The following is a 16,307-nucleotide window of genomic DNA, read 5'->3' as shown; positions in this document are numbered from 1 at the left end:
AGTCTTGTGAATAAGACATGTTTTTGAGTAAGGCATGTTTTTTTGCATAAAACCAAGTGTAGAACACGGTGATAGGGCTGATAAGATGGACAATAAATAATGCAGTGTTCGTCTAAGGTGAACAATCATGTTTAAACAATTGCAGGATATGGCGCTGTTTGCGCTGGTGGCCGAGTGTGGCAGTTTCACGCAGGCGGCGCGAAAGGCAGGGCTGGCAAAATCCAGCCTGAGCCTGCGCATTAGCCAGCTTGAACAGCAGATTGGCCTGCGGTTGTTGAATCGCACGACGCGCCAGCTCAATCTGACGTTTGCAGGCGAGCGCTACCTGATTCACTGTCAGGAAATGCTGCAAGCCAGCGAGCGTGCCGATCTTGCCATACAGCGCTTGCGTGATAATCCCAGCGGGCGGCTGCGTATCACCAGCCCGGCGGGATTCGGTTCCACGCTGCTGGCGCGGCTTACGGCCGAGTTTCAGCAGCGCTTTCCGGCGGTATCGCTGGATGTGCTGATTTCAGATGAGGTGATCGATCTGGTTCAAGAAGGTTTTGATGTCGCTTTTCGTACTGGTAAACCGCATGACTCTTCACTGATCGGGCGTTCGCTTGGGCAGACTCCCCGCTATTTGCTGGCGTCGCCTGACTATCTGGCGCGGCATCCGGCATTGCTCCATCCACAGCAGCTCCAACAGCACCGCTGTATCGCACATCATGCCTGGACGGAGTGGCTTCTTCATCGCGGTTCTGAGCTTTATCGCTGGTTACTGCCCGAGGCGCATATCACGGATAACCTGCTTTACGCCCGCGAGTGCGCCATGGCGGGGGCTGGCATTACGTTATTGCCGGATTTTCTCTGTCTGGATGAAGCGGTTTCCGGGAAGCTGGTCAGGGTCTTGCCGGATTGGCAGGTGGAAGCTAATGAACTTTATCTGGTGTATCCCAGCCGCAAACTGAATTCGCCCGCGCTGGCGTGTTTTATCGACTTTGTTTTACAACATCGGGCGTTGGACGATTACTCAACGTTTTTGAAAAATCAGCCGTGATGCCGTGCGTACAATATCTTTGTTTCATTTTTATGGGTATATTTTAATTTTTATTGAAACGTGATTTCTATCAACTTATTTTAGGTACGTTTTAAATTGGAAATGCCGATAACACTTCTGGTTCCTTTTGACTTTTTTATGAAAGGTTTGTCCTGCGTGGCGTTATTGTCACAGTGATATCTGGGCTCTGTCGCACCTGTAATGGCAGAGATAATGTATACCAGTGATGGTGAAAATGAGAATGCAACCGATGTCTATTCAAAAAGAGAAGTTGAGTTACATCAACAATATACGTCTCGTTTCGTTATTTATTACTCTTTTTTCAATTATCCTGATTTTATTTGCGCTTTCTATTGGCACAGCGAGTTATTTTTTAAAGCAGAGTAATGATTCACTCGATAAGGCTAATGAGTTGTCTGATATCCGCGCCGGTATCAGCAGCAGCCTCGATCAGTTACGCGTTGCCAGACTGCTGCTTATTCAGGCGGGTGCAGCAAACCGTATTAGCGATCACGAGGTCTTTAAATCCGCTTCAGATCAGGCTGCTGGCAGAGTCAGAGCCTCGCAGAAGCGTCTGGATGAATACCTCGCGCGTCCAGACAAACTGGAGAGTGAAAGCGCGCTGGATAGCGAAATTCTTAAGGCGTATGCCGACTACCGTGATAAAGCGATTCTGGCTATGCAGAAGGCGACAAATGACGGAGAGTTTGAAGATACGATTACGCTGGAAAGTACGCTAGCCCGTCAGCTAGATGAAGCGTTCAGTGTTCCGGTTCGCAAGAAGGTGAGTGAACTCACGAAAGCCGCGCAGGATATCAACCTGCGTGCGGCGGAGAATGCCAAGCTGGGTTACTGGATGATGGCGGGCTCATTTGTCCTGTCTATCATTATGGCGATCATGGCCTACATCATGGTGCGCAATGTGATCCTCGCGCCAATCAACAGACTGGTTGAGCGTATCCAGAAGATTGCCGCAGGCGATCTGACGCAGCCGCCGATGGTGATGGGGCGTAATGAAATCGGCATTCTGGGGACGAATATCCAGAACATGCAGGCGGAACTGACGGATACGGTGACGATCGTGCGCGAAGGTGCGGATTCGATCTATCAGGGATCGTCAGAAATTACGGCGGGTAACGTCGATCTCTCGTCGCGTACCGAGCAGCAGGCGGCCGCGCTGGAGGAAACCGCAGCGAGCATGGAACAGCTGACCGCAACGGTGAAACAGAACTCTGACAACGCCCATCACGCCAGCCAACTGGCGAAGAATGCTTCTGAAAAAGCGGAGAAGGGCGGGCAGATCGTGAAGAACGTGGTAGATACCATGCAGGATATTTCCACCAGTTCACGACGTATTTCTGAAATCACTTCCGTCATTAATAGCATCGCCTTCCAGACCAACATTCTGGCGCTGAACGCGGCGGTGGAGGCCGCGCGAGCGGGTGAGCAAGGGCGTGGTTTTGCTGTGGTGGCGGGTGAGGTCCGTAATTTGGCGCAGCGCAGCGCACAGGCCGCGAAAGAGATTGAAGGGCTGATTGGCGAATCGAGCCGACTGGTGGAAACGGGGTCTGGGCTTGTGTCTCAGGCGGGCACAACCATGGGTGAGATTGTCCGCGCGGTTGTCAGCGTGACCGACATCATGGGGGAAATTGCTTCCGCTTCCGACGAACAAAGCCGTGGCATTGGGCAGGTGAGTCAGGCCGTGTCTGAAATGGACAGTGCGACGCAGCAGAATGCGGCATTGGTGCAGGAAGCTTCGGCCGCCGCCGTGTCACTTGAAGAGCAGGCCGCGCGTCTGACGCAGGCTGTCGCGGTATTCAAGCTGGCTGGGGTGGCTCAGAGACTGAAAGCGTCCTTGCCGAAGGCTACGCCGCAACCGCGTCTAGCGCCAGCAATGGCGATTGCCGGGACCAGTAGCAAAGGCAGCGATAATCAAAACTGGGAAACGTTCTGATTCCCGGTAAATGAAGTAAGTATGACGAGTATGGAAAAAAATGGCCCGCAATGCGGGCCATTTGTTTATCACGTTTGATGACGGCTTATTTAGCGATCTTCTTGTATTTGATGCGGTGTGGTTCCAGCGCATCAGCGCCCAGCGTACGCTTCTTGTATTCTTCGTATTCGGTAAAGTTACCTTCGAAGAATTCCACTTTACCTTCATCCTGATAATCCAGAATGTGTGTGGCGATACGGTCGAGGAACCAACGGTCATGCGAGATCACCATGGCACAGCCAGGGAATTCCAGCAGGGCGTTTTCCAGCGCGCGCAGGGTTTCGATATCCAGGTCGTTGGTCGGTTCATCGAGCAGCAGCACGTTGCCGCCTACCTGCAACAGCTTCGCCAGATGTAGACGGCCGCGTTCACCACCGGACAGCTCGCCAACGCGTTTGCCCTGATCAACCCCTTTGAAGTTGAAACGGCCAACGTAAGCGCGGCTTGGCATTTCGGTGTTGCCGATACGCATGATGTCCTGCCCGCCGGACACTTCTTCCCAGACGGTTTTGCTGTTGTCCATCGCGTCACGGAATTGGTCGACTGACGCCAGTTTCACTGTTTCACCCAGCTCAATCGTGCCGCTATCTGGCTGCTCCTGACCGGACATCATACGGAACAGCGTCGATTTACCGGCGCCGTTCGGGCCGATGATACCGACAATGGCACCTTTCGGTACGGAGAAAGAAAGCCCGTCGATGAGCTGGCGTTCGCCGTAAGATTTGCTGAGGTTGGTGACTTCCACCACTTTATCGCCAAGGCGAGCACCAGGCGGAATAAACAGTTCGTTGGTTTCGTTACGTTTCTGGTATTCCGTGTTGTTCAGCTCTTCAAAGCGTGCCAGGCGAGCCTTACCTTTGGACTGACGGCCTTTAGCGCCTTGACGCACCCACTCCAGCTCTTTCTCAATGGATTTACGGCGTGCCGCTTCCTGAGAAGCTTCCTGTGCCAGACGCTGATCTTTCTGCTCCAGCCAGGAAGAGTAGTTGCCTTCCCACGGAATGCCTTCGCCGCGGTCCAGCTCCAGAATCCAGCCCGCTACGTTATCGAGGAAGTAACGGTCGTGGGTAATTGCTACCACGGTACCCTCGAAGTCATGCAGGAAGCGTTCCAGCCAGGCGACGGATTCGGCGTCCAGGTGGTTGGTTGGTTCGTCGAGCAGCAGCATGTCCGGCTTTTCCAGCAGCAGACGGCACAGGGCCACGCGGCGACGTTCACCCCCGGACAGGTTGGCGATTTTCGCATCCCACTCCGGCAGGCGCAGCGCATCGGCGGCGCGCTCCAACTGGTTATTCAGGTTATGACCGTCATGCGCCTGAATGATTTCTTCCAGCTTGCCTTGCTCGGCAGCCAGTTTATCGAAATCTGCATCCGGGTCGGCATACAGCGCATAAACTTCATCAAGACGCTTCAGTGCGGTCACGACTTCAGACACCGCTTCTTCTACGGATTCACGTACGGTGTGCTCCGTGTTTAACTGTGGTTCCTGCGGCAAATAGCCGATTTTGATTCCAGGTTGTGGGCGAGCTTCGCCCTCGATGTCCGTATCAATGCCAGCCATAATACGCAACAGCGTTGATTTACCGGCTCCGTTCAGACCCAGCACGCCGATCTTGGCACCGGGGAAAAAACTGAGGGAGATGTTTTTCAGAATGTGACGCTTCGGCGGTACGACCTTACCGACGCGATGCATGGTATAAACATATTGAGCCACGTTGCGACTTCGCCTCTCTCTTATCTCTATGATTTGTCACCATAAGCGGGTGACCATGTGTAGCACGATGCTACTTAATACTACATCGCTGCTAAGGCAATACCCTGGCAGCGGATCGATTATTCTAAGTGCATTACTTTGAGTATGAAGTGTAGCGGGTTTCAGTCCGCGATCCCAGCTATCCGGCGATTTGCCATGGCCGATCTGAGAGGTCAGCCCGCCTGATGAATTTCAGAATCGGTTTGCGGATCGACGTATCGTTGTCTGGCATGATGTGCCACACTGGATCTGCCCGATAGGATAGGGGTATCGATACGATGAAGGATGCCGATAGCAAGTTCGATAACGGATGAGGTTAATGCAGGTGATGAAAGCGGGTCATTGGTGGTACGCCGTTGCGGCGATATGTTTGGCTGGGGCCTCCGGCCACGTGCTGGCGGATTCTCTGGACGAACAGCGTCAGCGCTATCAGCAGGTTAAGCAGGCATGGGACAGCAACCAGATGGACACGGTAGCGCAGCTGATGCCGACGCTGCGCAGTTACCCGCTTTATCCTTATCTTGAATACCGTTCTCTCACGCAGGATCTGAGCCAGGTCAGCGCGACGCAGGTGAGGCAGTTTATGGCAACGCATCCGACGCTGCCGCCCGCTCGTAATCTCAATACCAGCTTTGTGAATGAACTGGCGCGTCGTCAGGACTGGATCGGGCTGCTGGCATTTAGCCCGCAGCCGCCGAAACCGGTCAGCGCCCGCTGTAACTTTTATTATGCCCAGTGGGCCACCGGGCAGCGTCAGGGCGTGTGGGAAGCTACACGTGATATCTGGCTGACTGGGCGTTCGCTCCCTGCGGTGTGCGATAAACTCTTCTCCGTCTGGCAGCAAGCGGGCGAACAGACGCCGCTGACGACGCTGGAACGCGCGCGTCTGGCGATGGATGAAGGCAGCAGCAGTCTGGTGAGCTACCTCATCAAGCAGTTACCTGACGATTATAAAACGATGGGCGATGCGCTGCTCAAACTCCAGAACGATCCAAACTCGCTGGAGAGCTTCGCCCGTACCGTCGGGCCAACGGATTTCACCCGAAAAGTCACGCTGTCGGCCTTCACGCGCACGGCGCGTCAGGATGCTGATAATGCCCGTTCGATGCTGCCGGTCATTGTCCGTTTGCAGAAAATGAGCGCCGCAGAGCGTCAGGAGATGGAAGAAACCATTGCCTGGCGATTGATGGGCAACGATGCTACGTCAGAACAGGCGCAGTGGCGGGATGGCGTAGTGCGGCAGAGCACCTCGACGACCTTGCTGGAACGTCGCGTACGCATGGCGCTGGGCGCAGGCGATCGTCAGGGGCTAACGAGTTGGATGGCGCGCTTACCGGCAGAGGCGTTACAGAAAGACGAATGGCGCTACTGGCGCGCGGTGGTGCTGTTAGAACAGGGCAAACGTCAGGAAGGCGAGACGCTATTACGCAGCCTGATGCAGGAGCGCGGGTTCTACCCTATGGCGGCAGCGCAGAAGCTCAACGAGCGCTATCCCATTACGATCATGACGGCGGTGAAACCGGATCCTTCCCTGTCCCAGCTACCGGAAGTCGCCCGCGTGCGGGAATTGATGTTCTGGCAGATGGATAATCTGGCGCGCAGCGAGTGGGTCGGGCTGGTAGCGAACCGCAGCAAACCGCAGCAGGAAGCGCTGGCTCGCTATGCGTTTGAACAGCGCTGGGCTGACTTGAGCGTGCAGGCAACAATTGTCGCGAAGCTGTGGGATCATCTGGAAGAGCGTTTCCCGCTGGCCTGGAATGACGAATTCCGCCGTGAAACGCAGGGGAAAGGCATTAGCCAAAGCTATGCGATGGCGATCGCTCGTCAGGAAAGCGCCTGGAACCCGAAAGCGCGTTCTCCGGTCGGCGCATCAGGCTTGATGCAGTTGATGCCCGCGACGGCGCAGCATACTGCCAAAATGAGCAATATCACGTTCTATACGAATAGCAGCCAGCTGTTCGATCCTGAGACCAATATTCTGCTGGGAACGAGCTATCTGGAGTACGTGTACCAGACATTTGGCCGTAACCGGATTCTGTCCTCCGCGGCTTATAATGCCGGGCCGTCGCGGGTGAATACCTGGCTGAGAAACAGCGCCGGGCGCATTGATCCCGTTGCGTTTATCGAAAGTATTCCATTCTCGGAAACACGGGGATATGTGAAAAATGTGCTGGCCTATGACGTCTTCTATCGTTATTTCCTTCACCAGCCAGCCAATGTGCTGACGGATGCGGAATGGCAGCGGCGTTATTGAGACGCCGCGTTGCGATCGTTGCCTGAAATTGTGTTATGCTGCCGTACTAGTTAAATAGTATGGCAGCCCGTTATGACTCCGTTATCGCTTATCGACCCGGCACTTTCTGAACAAGACAATGAGCACTGGTTGCGCTTTGTCGCGCTATTGCAGCAGTCTATTGCGGAAGATCTGCAATTGCCGTTGCTCCAACTGCTACTGACGCCGGACGAGCGTACCGCGTTGGGAACGCGAGTGAGAATTGTGCAGGAACTGATGCGGGGTGAAATGAGTCAGCGTGAGCTGAAAAGCGAGTTAGGTGCAGGGATTGCGACCATCACGCGCGGTTCAAATAGCCTGAAAGCCGCGCCCCCCGCGTTAAAAAGCTGGCTGGAAGCGCAGTTGCTGTCGGCAGATAAACCGTTGGGTGACGACGTGTAATCGTTACGGTTTTGCGGCCTGAACGGGAATCTGATAGATCGGATTATGAAACGGCACCAGTGCCAGCAGCAGCGCCTGATGATACACGCTGGTACGTGACAGTTTGCCGTCGGTGAAGACGCCGATGGCACCACCTTTATGTTTAATATTCTGAACGCCCGTCAAACGTTCCATTTCATCGCCTAATTCCCGCCCTTCACGGATACCATGTAATATACTTTCTGGAAGAACCAGGCTTGCAGAGCGTGATTCACCACGCAGGTGGGTGTTTTCGATCACCATCCAGGCGAAAGTCATGCTTTCTTCAATGCCCGCTTCGACACCGACCCAAAAATCGGCTTCCGGCCGCACCTGGCGTGCCATCATGACGCGGTTTCTGGCGCCAGTACGGGTTTCGATAGAACCAAGAGGTTGACGCGGGACGCCGCTATCGACGTCAACGCCTTCGATGCGGCAGCTTTCTGCACCAAAGACATCGGTGAATGCCAGTGTAATAGCCTTAATCTTTGCCGGGTTGGTAGTTGCAGCAACAACGTGATACATAACAGTTTCGTACCTTTAGTTAATTTGACGCAGTATAACGGAAAATAACCATGTTACAGGTATATCTTGTTCGCCACGGCGAAACAGAATGGAATGTGGCTCGACGTATTCAAGGTCAATCGGACAGTGCGCTGACGCCAAGAGGTGAGCAACAGGCACAGCAAGTTGCTGAACGAATCAGGACGTTAGGGATTACGCATATTTTTACCAGCGATCTCGGAAGAACGCGTCAGACGACAGAAATCATCGCTAAATCTTGTGGTAATTGCCAGATAATCCTGGAGCCCGGGTTACGTGAATTGAACATGGGCGTATTGGAAGCGCGCGATCTGGACTCGCTGACCGCCGAGGAAGAAGGGTGGCGTAAAGGGCTGGTGGATGGCACGCCCGATGGCCGCATCCCGGAAGGTGAATCGATGAGTGATGTCGCATTGCGCATGCACGGCGTTCTGGAACGTTGTCTGGCATTGCCTGCGGGAAGTCGTCCTCTGCTGGTGAGCCACGGGATGGCGCTGGGCTGCCTGCTGAGTACGGTTCTGGGGTTACCCGCATCGGCTGAGCGGCGCCTGCGCCTGCGCAACTGCTCTCTGTCGCGCATCGATTATCAGCAAAGCCCGTGGCTGGCACCGGGATGGGTGGTGGAAACGGCCGGAGATATCTCGCATCTGGATATCCCGGCACTGGATGAGCTACAGCGCTGAGAGCTGCTCTGGGTGCTGGATGGGGATCAAATACTCGCAGCGGATGATCGCGGGTATTTCCCCGTCTGTATCACGGCTGGGGTGAAAACGCTCGGCGTCGAACCCTTTGCGGCGCGTGAGCTGGAAAGTCGGCAGACAGGTGTCATACAGCGTGATGATGAAGTCTTGTAGCTCGTCGTTTGGCCCTTCAAAAACAAACATCGCGTAGTCGCCGCCCGGTAGCGTAATGGGTTCGCCAGTGTGGACATCATCCGGCAGGTACTGTGGCTCCAGCGCGGTGGTGTAGAGGACTTCGTGCTCGTCGTCTTTCTCTTTGCTCGGCCGTGAATGATGCAGCCCGTAAAGCACGGGGGGAACGCAGCGCGTTTCTCCCAAAAACTGACGCCAATAGTGGACGCGAATTTCCGTACGGAAGTTACAAATCTGCTCCAGACGGCAGTTATAGGTTTGCGTTAGCCCAAGCAGCTGCGTTTCTGGCAGAGTGATAAACTGCGGCTGTGGCAGGGTAAACGCGCCGAGCCGGATCGGCGGACGAATGCCGAAAGTATTCCAATTATCGGAACGACGATAAGACGCAGGCGTTTGGGAAAACTGCTTTTTGAACGCGCGGGTAAAGGTCTGTTGTGAATCAAAACGGTATTGCAGGGCAATATCAAGGATAGGGCGACTGGTCAGACAAAGTGCAACCGCCGCTTTGGTCAATCTCCGCGCTCGGATATATGAACCAATGGCATGGCCTGTCACGTCTTTGAACATTCTTTGCAGATGCCACTTGGAATAACCCGCTTTCGCCGCCACATTATCCAGTGATAGCGGTTGGTCGAGATGGCTTTCCAGCCAGTTAAGCAAGTCACGTATGATACCGGCTTGATCCATAATCTTCCTCATCAAACACATTGGGCGCGAGCGTATTGAGATCCCGCATCATAGCAATATTTTCACTTTGGTACTGCCGAAGATTTTTGAAAATATTCCGCAGGTAATTTGGATAAGGAGGATTGCGATAGTGGTTTATTTTGTACATCCTCTTTTTAATTGTGGTTATTAATTGTTTGTCATGAATTGTCACAGGGCCTGAAATATGAACATAAAGCGCATCATGGGAGCGGGTCTGCTATTGCTGTCCACCGCTGGCGTCGTCAGTGCGGAAGAGGTCGGGTCTGTCGATACCGCCTTTAAACTGCTGGGGCCGGATCATAAGATCGTGGTGGAAGCGTTTGACGACCCAGATGTTTCAAACGTGACCTGCTACATTAGCCGAGCCAAAACAGGCGGAATCAAGGGCGGATTAGGGTTGGCGGAAGACACATCGGACGCCGCTATTTCCTGCCAGCAGGTTGGGCCGATTACGCTGTCCGATAAAATCAAAAACGGCGGCGATCGCGGATCTGTGGTGTTCCAGAAAAGAACATCGCTGGTTTTCAAGAAATTGCAGGTTGTTCGATTTTACGATCAAAAGCGCAATGCGCTGATCTATCTTGCTTACTCCGATCGCTTAGTCGATGGTTCGCCGAAAAATGCGTTAAGCGCGGTGCCGGTTATGCCGTGGGCAAAGAGTGAATAACGTGCGGTAAGAAGGGAAAACAGCCGGAACAGATGCCTGTTCCGGCTGAGGGGGATTAATTTTCCAGGTCGCCGCAGAAGCGGTAGCCTTCACCGTGGATCGTCGCGATGATTTCCGGCGTATCGGCTGTAGATTCAAAGTGCTTGCGGATACGGCGGATGGTGACGTCAACGGTACGGTCGTGTGGCTTAAGCTCACGGCCCGTCATTTTCTTCAGCAGTTCCGCGCGAGACTGAATCTTGCCCGGGTTTTCGCAGAAGTGCAGCATGGCGCGGAATTCACTGCGCGGCAGCTTGTATTGTTCGCCAGCCGGGCTAATCAGAGAACGGCTATTGATGTCCAATTCCCAGCCGTTGAAGCGGTAGCTTTCCACCAGACGACGCTCTTCAGTGCCGCTGCCCAGATTCATGGTACGTGACAGCAGGTTACGCGCGCGGATCGTCAATTCACGTGGGTTGAACGGTTTGGTGATGTAGTCATCCGCACCGATTTCCAGACCGAGGATCTTATCGACTTCATTGTCGCGGCCGGTGAGGAACATCAAGGCAACGGTGGCTTGCTCGCGCAGTTCACGTGCCAACAACAGGCCGTTCTTTCCTGGCAGGTTGATGTCCATGATCACCAGATTGATGTCATTCTCGGACAAAATGTGGTGCATTTCTGCGCCATCAGTGGCTTCGTGAACAACGTATCCTTCCGCCTCAAAAATGCTTTTGAGGGTATTACGAGTTACTAGCTCGTCTTCAACAATAAGAATGTGCGGCGTCTGCATGTTTGCTACCTAAAATTGCCAACTTAAATTATAGAAATCGGAAGTACAGAAGTCGCTGTCATACCCTGCTGTCCCGCTGGCTACAACGCCAGTTATTCCGGGTATTTCCCTGGAGCTTATCGAGGTAAACTACGCTCTCGCTCAACATCAGACTCAAGTACGTAAATGCGTTACTGGTGTTCATTCTCTACCCGCTTAGAGGTACTGCTAGCGGATGAGCGTGGCGCTAATTTAACTGCGCTCAAAGTGGCGCACAGTTTAACCTTATTAACAGCAACATAACAGTAAGCACGGATTTTGCCTGCTGATAAATCTACGGTTCTGTTGACATATATCAAATTTCATTTTAGCACGTTAACTATTTTGTGATAAACACTTATAGGATTGCCAGTTTACGTCACAATTTAGCACTTTTTATGAACGATTTAGCATAGCAAATGCCAATAATCATAATTGGTGCTACACAGTCGGCAGTCGTTTTATAACTTATTGAAATAAAATAATTTACCTTATTTTTCTTAGGGTTTTCTCTTCCTGCCCGTTTTTTGGACTCTCTGATGTTTCCTGCCGAAGGCTGAATTGATACCGGAAATTTTGTTGGTTTATTGTTAACTTTTCACCGTAACGATCAACACGCTGCGGTTATCAACGAATAGCACTTATTAATCAATCGTTATCAGTAATCGCTATCGATGACGCTGCTGTTTTATTTGACGGCTGGTGGAGATAGTGACAGAACGCACGTAATCCATACTGAGGAGTTTATGCAGTTTCATATTATTTTGGTTGAGCCCGCCCGGGCAGAGAATGTAGGGGCGGCAGCCCGTGCGATGAAAACGATGGGATTCAGCAGCTTGCGTATTGTCGGTAGCACTGCACATCAAGAACCGGCAGCTCGTTGGGTAGCGCACGGCTCGGGGGACATTCTGGATAACGTACAGGTGTTTGCCACGCTGGCTGAAGCACTGGCGGATGTCGACTTTACGGTTGCGACCACCGCGCGCAGCCGGGCTAAGTATCGTTATTACTGCACGCCAGCTGAACTGACTGGCGTATTGCAGGAGAAGGTGCAATGGATGGCTTCTGCGGCGCTGGTGTTTGGTCGGGAGGATGTTGGCCTGACGAATGAAGAACTCGAACTGGCGGATGTATTGACCGGCGTACCGATGAAAGCGGATTACCCTTCGTTGAATCTTGGTCAGGCGGTGATGGTGTACTGTTACCAACTGGCTGAACTGATGGACGTTAAACCGGAAGTGGCACAGCCTGCGGCAGTGGGACAATTGTCGGCGCTACACGATCGTTTGGATCGGCTACTGGTGAATTTGGCGGTTGAGGATGATGAAAAACTGCGAGACTGGCTGCATCAGCGGCTGGGACGTTTAGAGCAGCGCGATACGGCTATGCTCCATCGGCTGCTACACGACATTGAAAAAAATTTGCCGAAATAAGATAGCAAAGATGGCTTTTTTGGCAGTCGAACATCTTGAAACGTGTATTTTGACAATGGTTCGTCCGGCGTATTCCCGTTTCGGCAGTGGGTTTAGCGGTAGGCATTTTTCGTTCAGCGAGAAGAAAAAAAAGAAATCCGTTGACTTCAAAGGGCGATTGGCCTAACTAATAGGGCAGATAACTCTACTTCTAATGAGATTCGATTTTAGCATGCGCACTATCAGCCTGATCACCACGATTATTACCATCACCGATACAACCAGTAACGGTGCGGGCTGACGCATATAAAGATTCCAGAAAAAGCCCGCACCGAACAGTGCGGGCTTTTTTTTTACGGCAGGTTATCCCTCAGCGCCGCCTGCAAGCGGCATACAAAAACGCTTCCGGCGTTTGGTTGGCAGAAATTCAGGAGAAAAGATAAAAATGCGAGTGTTGAAATTTGGCGGGACTTCAGTAGCAAATGCGGAGCGTTTTGCGCGCGTTGCCGACATTATCGAAAACAACGCGCGCCAGGGACAGGTGGCTACCGTATTGTCCGCTCCGGCGAAAATTACCAACCATCTGGTTGCCATGATTGAGAAAACCGTCGCCGGACAAGATATCCTGCCTCATTTGAATGACGCCGAAACAATCTTTTCTTCGCTGCTGCAAGGCCTTGCTGAGTCTCAACCCGGTTTTGAACATGCCCGTCTGAAGGCATTCGTGGATCAGGAATTTGCACAGCTGAAACACGTTCTGCATGGCATCGCGTTGCTGGGCCAGTGTCCTGACAGTGTGAACGCCGCAATTATCTGCCGAGGGGAAAAACTGTCTATCGCCATCATGGAAGCGGTCTTTCAGGCGCGCGGCTATGGAGTTTCCGTTATCAATCCGGTCGAGAAGCTGCTGGCGCAGGGACACTATCTTGAATCCACCGTGGATATCACGGAATCGACTCGCCGCATCGCTGAAAGCGCCATCCCGAAAGATCATGTCATCCTGATGGCGGGCTTTACGGCCGGTAACGACAAAGGCGAACTGGTGGTGCTGGGCCGCAACGGTTCAGACTATTCCGCTGCGGTACTGGCCGCGTGTTTACGTGCGGACTGCTGTGAGATCTGGACCGATGTAGACGGTGTTTATACCTGCGATCCGCGTCAGGTGCCGGACGCTCGATTATTGAAATCGATGTCTTATCAGGAGGCGATGGAGCTGTCCTATTTCGGCGCCAAAGTCCTTCACCCTCGCACCATCGCTCCTATCGCCCAGTTCCAAATTCCTTGCCTCATCAAAAACACCGAAAACCCTCAGGCTCCCGGTACGCTCATCGGCATGGACAGCACGGATACTCAGTATCCGGTGAAAGGGATTACCAACCTGAACAACATGGCGATGATCAACGTATCCGGCCCTGGCATGAAAGGCATGGTTGGCATGGCGGCACGCGTGTTTGCTGCGATGTCGCGTGCGGGTATTTCGGTCGTGCTGATCACGCAGTCGTCTTCTGAGTACAGCATCAGCTTCTGCGTATCACAAAACGAGCTGGCGCGTGCCAGAAAAACGCTGGAAGACGAATTCTATCTGGAACTGAAAGAAGGCGTGCTGGAGCCGCTGGATGTGATGGAACGTCTGGCGATCCTCTCTGTCGTGGGTGACGGTATGCGCACGCTGCGCGGCCTGTCTGCGCGTCTGTTCTCCGCGTTGGCGACGGCCAATATCAATATTGTGGCTATCGCGCAGGGTTCCTCCGAACGCTCTATCTCCGTCGTGGTAAACAACGATGTGGCGACCACCGGCGTGCGCGTGGCTCACCAGATGCTGTTTAACACCGATCAGGTGATCGACGTATTTGTTATCGGCGTGGGCGGCGTGGGCGGCGCACTGTTGGAGCAGATTCACCGTCAGCAGCCGTGGCTGAAAGACAAACATATCGACCTGCGTGTGTGTGGGATCGCGAATTCCAAAGCCATGCTGACCAATATTAACGGCATTTCGATGGACAACTGGCGCGAAGAGCTGGCGAAAGCCCGCGAGCCGTTCAATCTGGGCCGTCTGATTCGTCTGGTTAAAGAGTACCACCTGCTTAACCCGGTTATCGTTGACTGTACGTCGAATCAGGCCGTGGCCGATCAGTATGTGGATTTCCTGGCCGACGGCTTCCACGTGGTGACGCCAAACAAGAAAGCCAACACGGGGTCGATGAACTATTATCACCAACTGCGCAGCGCTGCGGCGAAATCCCGCCGTCGTTTCCTGTATGACACTAACGTCGGTGCAGGCCTGCCGGTGATTGAGAACCTGCAAAACCTGCTGAATGCGGGTGATGAGCTGATTCGCTTTACCGGTATTCTCTCTGGCTCGCTGTCCTTTATTTTCGGTAAACTCGACGAAGGCATGTCGCTGTCTGCAGCGACCACGCAGGCGAAAGAGAAAGGTTATACCGAACCCGATCCACGTGACGATCTATCCGGTATGGATGTGGCGCGTAAGCTGCTGATTCTGGCGCGTGAAGCGGGTTATCAGCTGGAGCTGGGCGATATTGAAGTGGAATCCGTTCTGCCTGCCAGCTTCGATGCCTCTGGCGATGTCGCCAGCTTCATGCAGCGCCTGCCGTCGGTAGACGATGAGTTCGCCAGCCGTGTTGCACAAGCGCGCGATGAAGGTAAAGTGTTGCGCTATGTCGGCGTCATTGAAGAAGGTCGCTGCAAGGTCAAGATCAGCGCCGTTGGCGGCAACGATCCGCTGTTTAAAGTCAAAGATGGTGAGAATGCGCTGGCATTCTACAGCCGTTATTATCAGCCACTGCCGCTCGTGTTGCGCGGTTATGGCGCGGGTAACGATGTTACCGCTGCTGGTGTGTTCGCAGATCTGCTGCGCACCTTGTCATGGAAGTTGGGAGCATAATTATGGTTAAGGTGTATGCACCTGCATCAATCGGTAACGTCAGCGTTGGGTTTGATGTACTGGGTGCGGCCGTTTCGCCGGTAGACGGTTCATTGCTGGGCGATTGCGTCTCTGTCGAGGCGGCCGATCTGTTCAGCCTGCGTAATGAAGGGCGTTTTGTTAGCAAGCTGCCGGACAACCCGAAAGAAAACATTGTGTACCAATGTTGGGAGCTTTTCTGTCAGGAAATTGGCAAAACCGTGCCGGTGGCGATGACGCTCGAAAAGAATATGCCGATTGGTTCAGGGCTAGGTTCCAGCGCCTGTTCTGTCGTCGCCGGGCTGATGGCGATGAACGAATTTTGCGGCAAGCCGCTGGATGATACCCGTCTGCTGAAACTGATGGGTGAGCTGGAAGGGCGCATTTCCGGCAGCGTTCACTACGATAACGTGGCTCCGTGTTTCCTTGGCGGCGTCCAACTGATGCTGGAAGAAAACGGCATCATCAGCCAGCCTGTACCGTCGTTTGATGACTGGCTGTGGGTCATGGCGTATCCGGGGATTAAGGTCTCTACTGCTGAAGCGCGCGCGATTCTGCCTGCACAATATCGTCGTCAGGATTGCATCAGTCACGGCCGTTATCTGGCTGGTTTTATCCACGCTTGCCATACCGGACAGGCTGCGCTGGCGGCGAAACTGATGAAGGATGTCATCGCGGAACCTTATCGTACGAAACTGCTGCCCGGCTTTGCGGCCGCTCGCCAGGCTGCTGAAGATATCGGGGCGCTGGCCTGTGGTATTTCCGGCTCTGGCCCGACGTTATTCTCCGTTTGCAACGACATGGCGAGCGCACAGCGCCTGGCCGACTGGCTGCGGGATAACTATTTGCAGAACGATGAAGGTTTTGTTCATATTTGCCGTCTTGATACGACTGGCGCACGACAACTGGGATAAC

At 53.4% G+C, this 16,307-nt stretch carries 14 protein-coding genes and 1 other annotated feature; of the genes, 10 read left to right on the top strand and 4 right to left on the bottom strand.

The features are described 5' to 3' along the window. Positions 1-127: 127 nt before the first annotated feature. Together R9X49_RS16640 and R9X49_RS16635 are read left to right on the top strand one after the other, a co-directional pair. Complete coding sequence (locus R9X49_RS16640) at positions 128-1,039, top strand: LysR family transcriptional regulator (protein WP_319849448.1); 912 nt, start codon at positions 128-130, stop codon at positions 1,037-1,039. Positions 1,040-1,289: 250 nt separating this feature from the next. Continuing rightward, positions 1,290-2,993, top strand: coding sequence for a methyl-accepting chemotaxis protein (locus R9X49_RS16635; RefSeq protein ID WP_319849447.1), 1,704 nt, complete (start codon positions 1,290-1,292; stop codon positions 2,991-2,993). 85 nt (positions 2,994-3,078) lie between these two features. Here the strand turns inward: R9X49_RS16635 and ettA are convergent, their stop codons facing one another. Then, on the bottom strand, positions 3,079-4,746 hold the full coding sequence (gene ettA, locus R9X49_RS16630) for an energy-dependent translational throttle protein EttA (protein ID WP_015841807.1): 1,668 nt from the start codon (positions 4,744-4,746) through the stop codon (positions 3,079-3,081). Positions 4,747-5,113: 367 nt separating this feature from the next. Here ettA and sltY point away from each other — a divergent pair, with 367 nt between their 5' ends. After that, complete coding sequence (gene sltY / locus R9X49_RS16625) at positions 5,114-7,039, top strand: murein transglycosylase (RefSeq protein ID WP_413775895.1); 1,926 nt, start codon at positions 5,114-5,116, stop codon at positions 7,037-7,039. Positions 7,040-7,111: 72 nt separating this feature from the next. Continuing rightward, complete coding sequence (gene trpR / locus R9X49_RS16620; protein WP_319849445.1) at positions 7,112-7,459, top strand: trp operon repressor; 348 nt, start codon at positions 7,112-7,114, stop codon at positions 7,457-7,459. Positions 7,460-7,462: 3 nt separating this feature from the next. Here trpR and yjjX read toward each other — a convergent pair whose 3' ends face one another. After that, positions 7,463-8,002, bottom strand: coding sequence for an inosine/xanthosine triphosphatase (gene yjjX / locus R9X49_RS16615; protein WP_319849444.1), 540 nt, complete (start codon positions 8,000-8,002; stop codon positions 7,463-7,465). Positions 8,003-8,052: 50 nt separating this feature from the next. Between yjjX and gpmB the strand changes: the two genes are divergently transcribed. Further along, complete coding sequence (gene gpmB, locus R9X49_RS16610; protein ID WP_319849443.1) at positions 8,053-8,703, top strand: 2,3-diphosphoglycerate-dependent phosphoglycerate mutase GpmB; 651 nt, start codon at positions 8,053-8,055, stop codon at positions 8,701-8,703. On the opposite strand, the gene robA is transcribed toward gpmB, so the two are convergent. Continuing rightward, positions 8,692-9,579 carry an MDR efflux pump AcrAB transcriptional activator RobA gene (robA, locus tag R9X49_RS16605; RefSeq protein ID WP_319849442.1) on the bottom strand — a complete coding sequence of 296 codons (888 nt, stop codon included), beginning with the start codon at positions 9,577-9,579 and terminating at the stop codon, positions 8,692-8,694. The genes gpmB and robA overlap by 12 nt on opposite strands. Positions 9,580-9,784: 205 nt before the next feature. Here robA and creA point away from each other — a divergent pair, with 205 nt between their 5' ends. Further along, positions 9,785-10,267 carry a protein CreA gene (gene creA, locus R9X49_RS16600; protein WP_225085844.1) on the top strand — a complete coding sequence of 161 codons (483 nt, stop codon included), beginning with the start codon at positions 9,785-9,787 and terminating at the stop codon, positions 10,265-10,267. A gap of 55 nt (positions 10,268-10,322) precedes the next feature. Here the strand turns inward: creA and arcA are convergent, their stop codons facing one another. Next, positions 10,323-11,039: a two-component system response regulator ArcA gene (gene arcA / locus R9X49_RS16595; protein ID WP_010300511.1), complete on the bottom strand. Its 717-nt coding sequence runs from the start codon at positions 11,037-11,039 to the stop codon at positions 10,323-10,325. Positions 11,040-11,803: 764 nt separating this feature from the next. On the opposite strand from arcA, the gene R9X49_RS16590 reads away from it, so the two are divergent. From R9X49_RS16590 to thrB, 4 genes are all read left to right on the top strand, one after another. Beyond that, a complete protein-coding gene (locus R9X49_RS16590; protein WP_319849439.1) occupies positions 11,804-12,490 on the top strand; it encodes a tRNA/rRNA methyltransferase in 687 nt (228 codons plus the stop codon). Positions 12,491-12,683: 193 nt separating this feature from the next. Next, complete coding sequence (gene thrL / locus R9X49_RS23185) at positions 12,684-12,770, top strand: thr operon leader peptide (protein ID WP_071531141.1); 87 nt, start codon at positions 12,684-12,686, stop codon at positions 12,768-12,770. Further along, positions 12,709-12,824, top strand: a sequence feature (Thr leader region). (Overlaps the previous gene by 62 nt.) A gap of 90 nt (positions 12,825-12,914) precedes the next feature. Next, complete coding sequence (thrA, locus tag R9X49_RS16585) at positions 12,915-15,374, top strand: bifunctional aspartate kinase/homoserine dehydrogenase I (RefSeq protein WP_319849437.1); 2,460 nt, start codon at positions 12,915-12,917, stop codon at positions 15,372-15,374. A gap of 2 nt (positions 15,375-15,376) precedes the next feature. After that, a complete protein-coding gene (gene thrB / locus R9X49_RS16580; protein WP_319849436.1) occupies positions 15,377-16,306 on the top strand; it encodes a homoserine kinase in 930 nt (309 codons plus the stop codon). Position 16,307: the final 1 nt, after the last annotated feature.

The sequence above is a fragment of the Pectobacterium carotovorum genome (assembly GCF_033898505.1).
GTDB lineage: Bacteria > Pseudomonadota > Gammaproteobacteria > Enterobacterales > Enterobacteriaceae > Pectobacterium > Pectobacterium carotovorum_J.
Note: the sequence above shows the minus strand (reverse complement) of the source record. Positions and strands in the feature narration are given on the sequence as shown.

Bases quoted from the DNA above. Each gene is read 5' to 3' on its own strand.
- R9X49_RS16640 (WP_319849448.1), top strand. From the start codon at position 128: ATGTTTAAACAATTGCAGGATATGGCGCTGTTTGCGCTGGTGGCCGAG.
- R9X49_RS16635 (WP_319849447.1), top strand. From the start codon at position 1,290: ATGTCTATTCAAAAAGAGAAGTTGAGTTACATCAACAATATACGTCTC.
- sltY (WP_413775895.1), top strand. From the start codon at position 5,114: ATGAAAGCGGGTCATTGGTGGTACGCCGTTGCGGCGATATGTTTGGCT.
- trpR (WP_319849445.1), top strand. From the start codon at position 7,112: ATGACTCCGTTATCGCTTATCGACCCGGCACTTTCTGAACAAGACAAT.
- yjjX (WP_319849444.1), bottom strand. From the start codon at position 8,002: ATGTATCACGTTGTTGCTGCAACTACCAACCCGGCAAAGATTAAGGCT.
- gpmB (WP_319849443.1), top strand. From the start codon at position 8,053: ATGTTACAGGTATATCTTGTTCGCCACGGCGAAACAGAATGGAATGTG.
- robA (WP_319849442.1), bottom strand. From the start codon at position 9,579: ATGGATCAAGCCGGTATCATACGTGACTTGCTTAACTGGCTGGAAAGC.
- creA (WP_225085844.1), top strand. From the start codon at position 9,785: ATGAACATAAAGCGCATCATGGGAGCGGGTCTGCTATTGCTGTCCACC.
- arcA (WP_010300511.1), bottom strand. From the start codon at position 11,039: ATGCAGACGCCGCACATTCTTATTGTTGAAGACGAGCTAGTAACTCGT.
- R9X49_RS16590 (WP_319849439.1), top strand. From the start codon at position 11,804: ATGCAGTTTCATATTATTTTGGTTGAGCCCGCCCGGGCAGAGAATGTA.
- thrL (WP_071531141.1), top strand. From the start codon at position 12,684: ATGAGATTCGATTTTAGCATGCGCACTATCAGCCTGATCACCACGATT.
- thrA (WP_319849437.1), top strand. From the start codon at position 12,915: ATGCGAGTGTTGAAATTTGGCGGGACTTCAGTAGCAAATGCGGAGCGT.
- thrB (WP_319849436.1), top strand. From the start codon at position 15,377: ATGGTTAAGGTGTATGCACCTGCATCAATCGGTAACGTCAGCGTTGGG.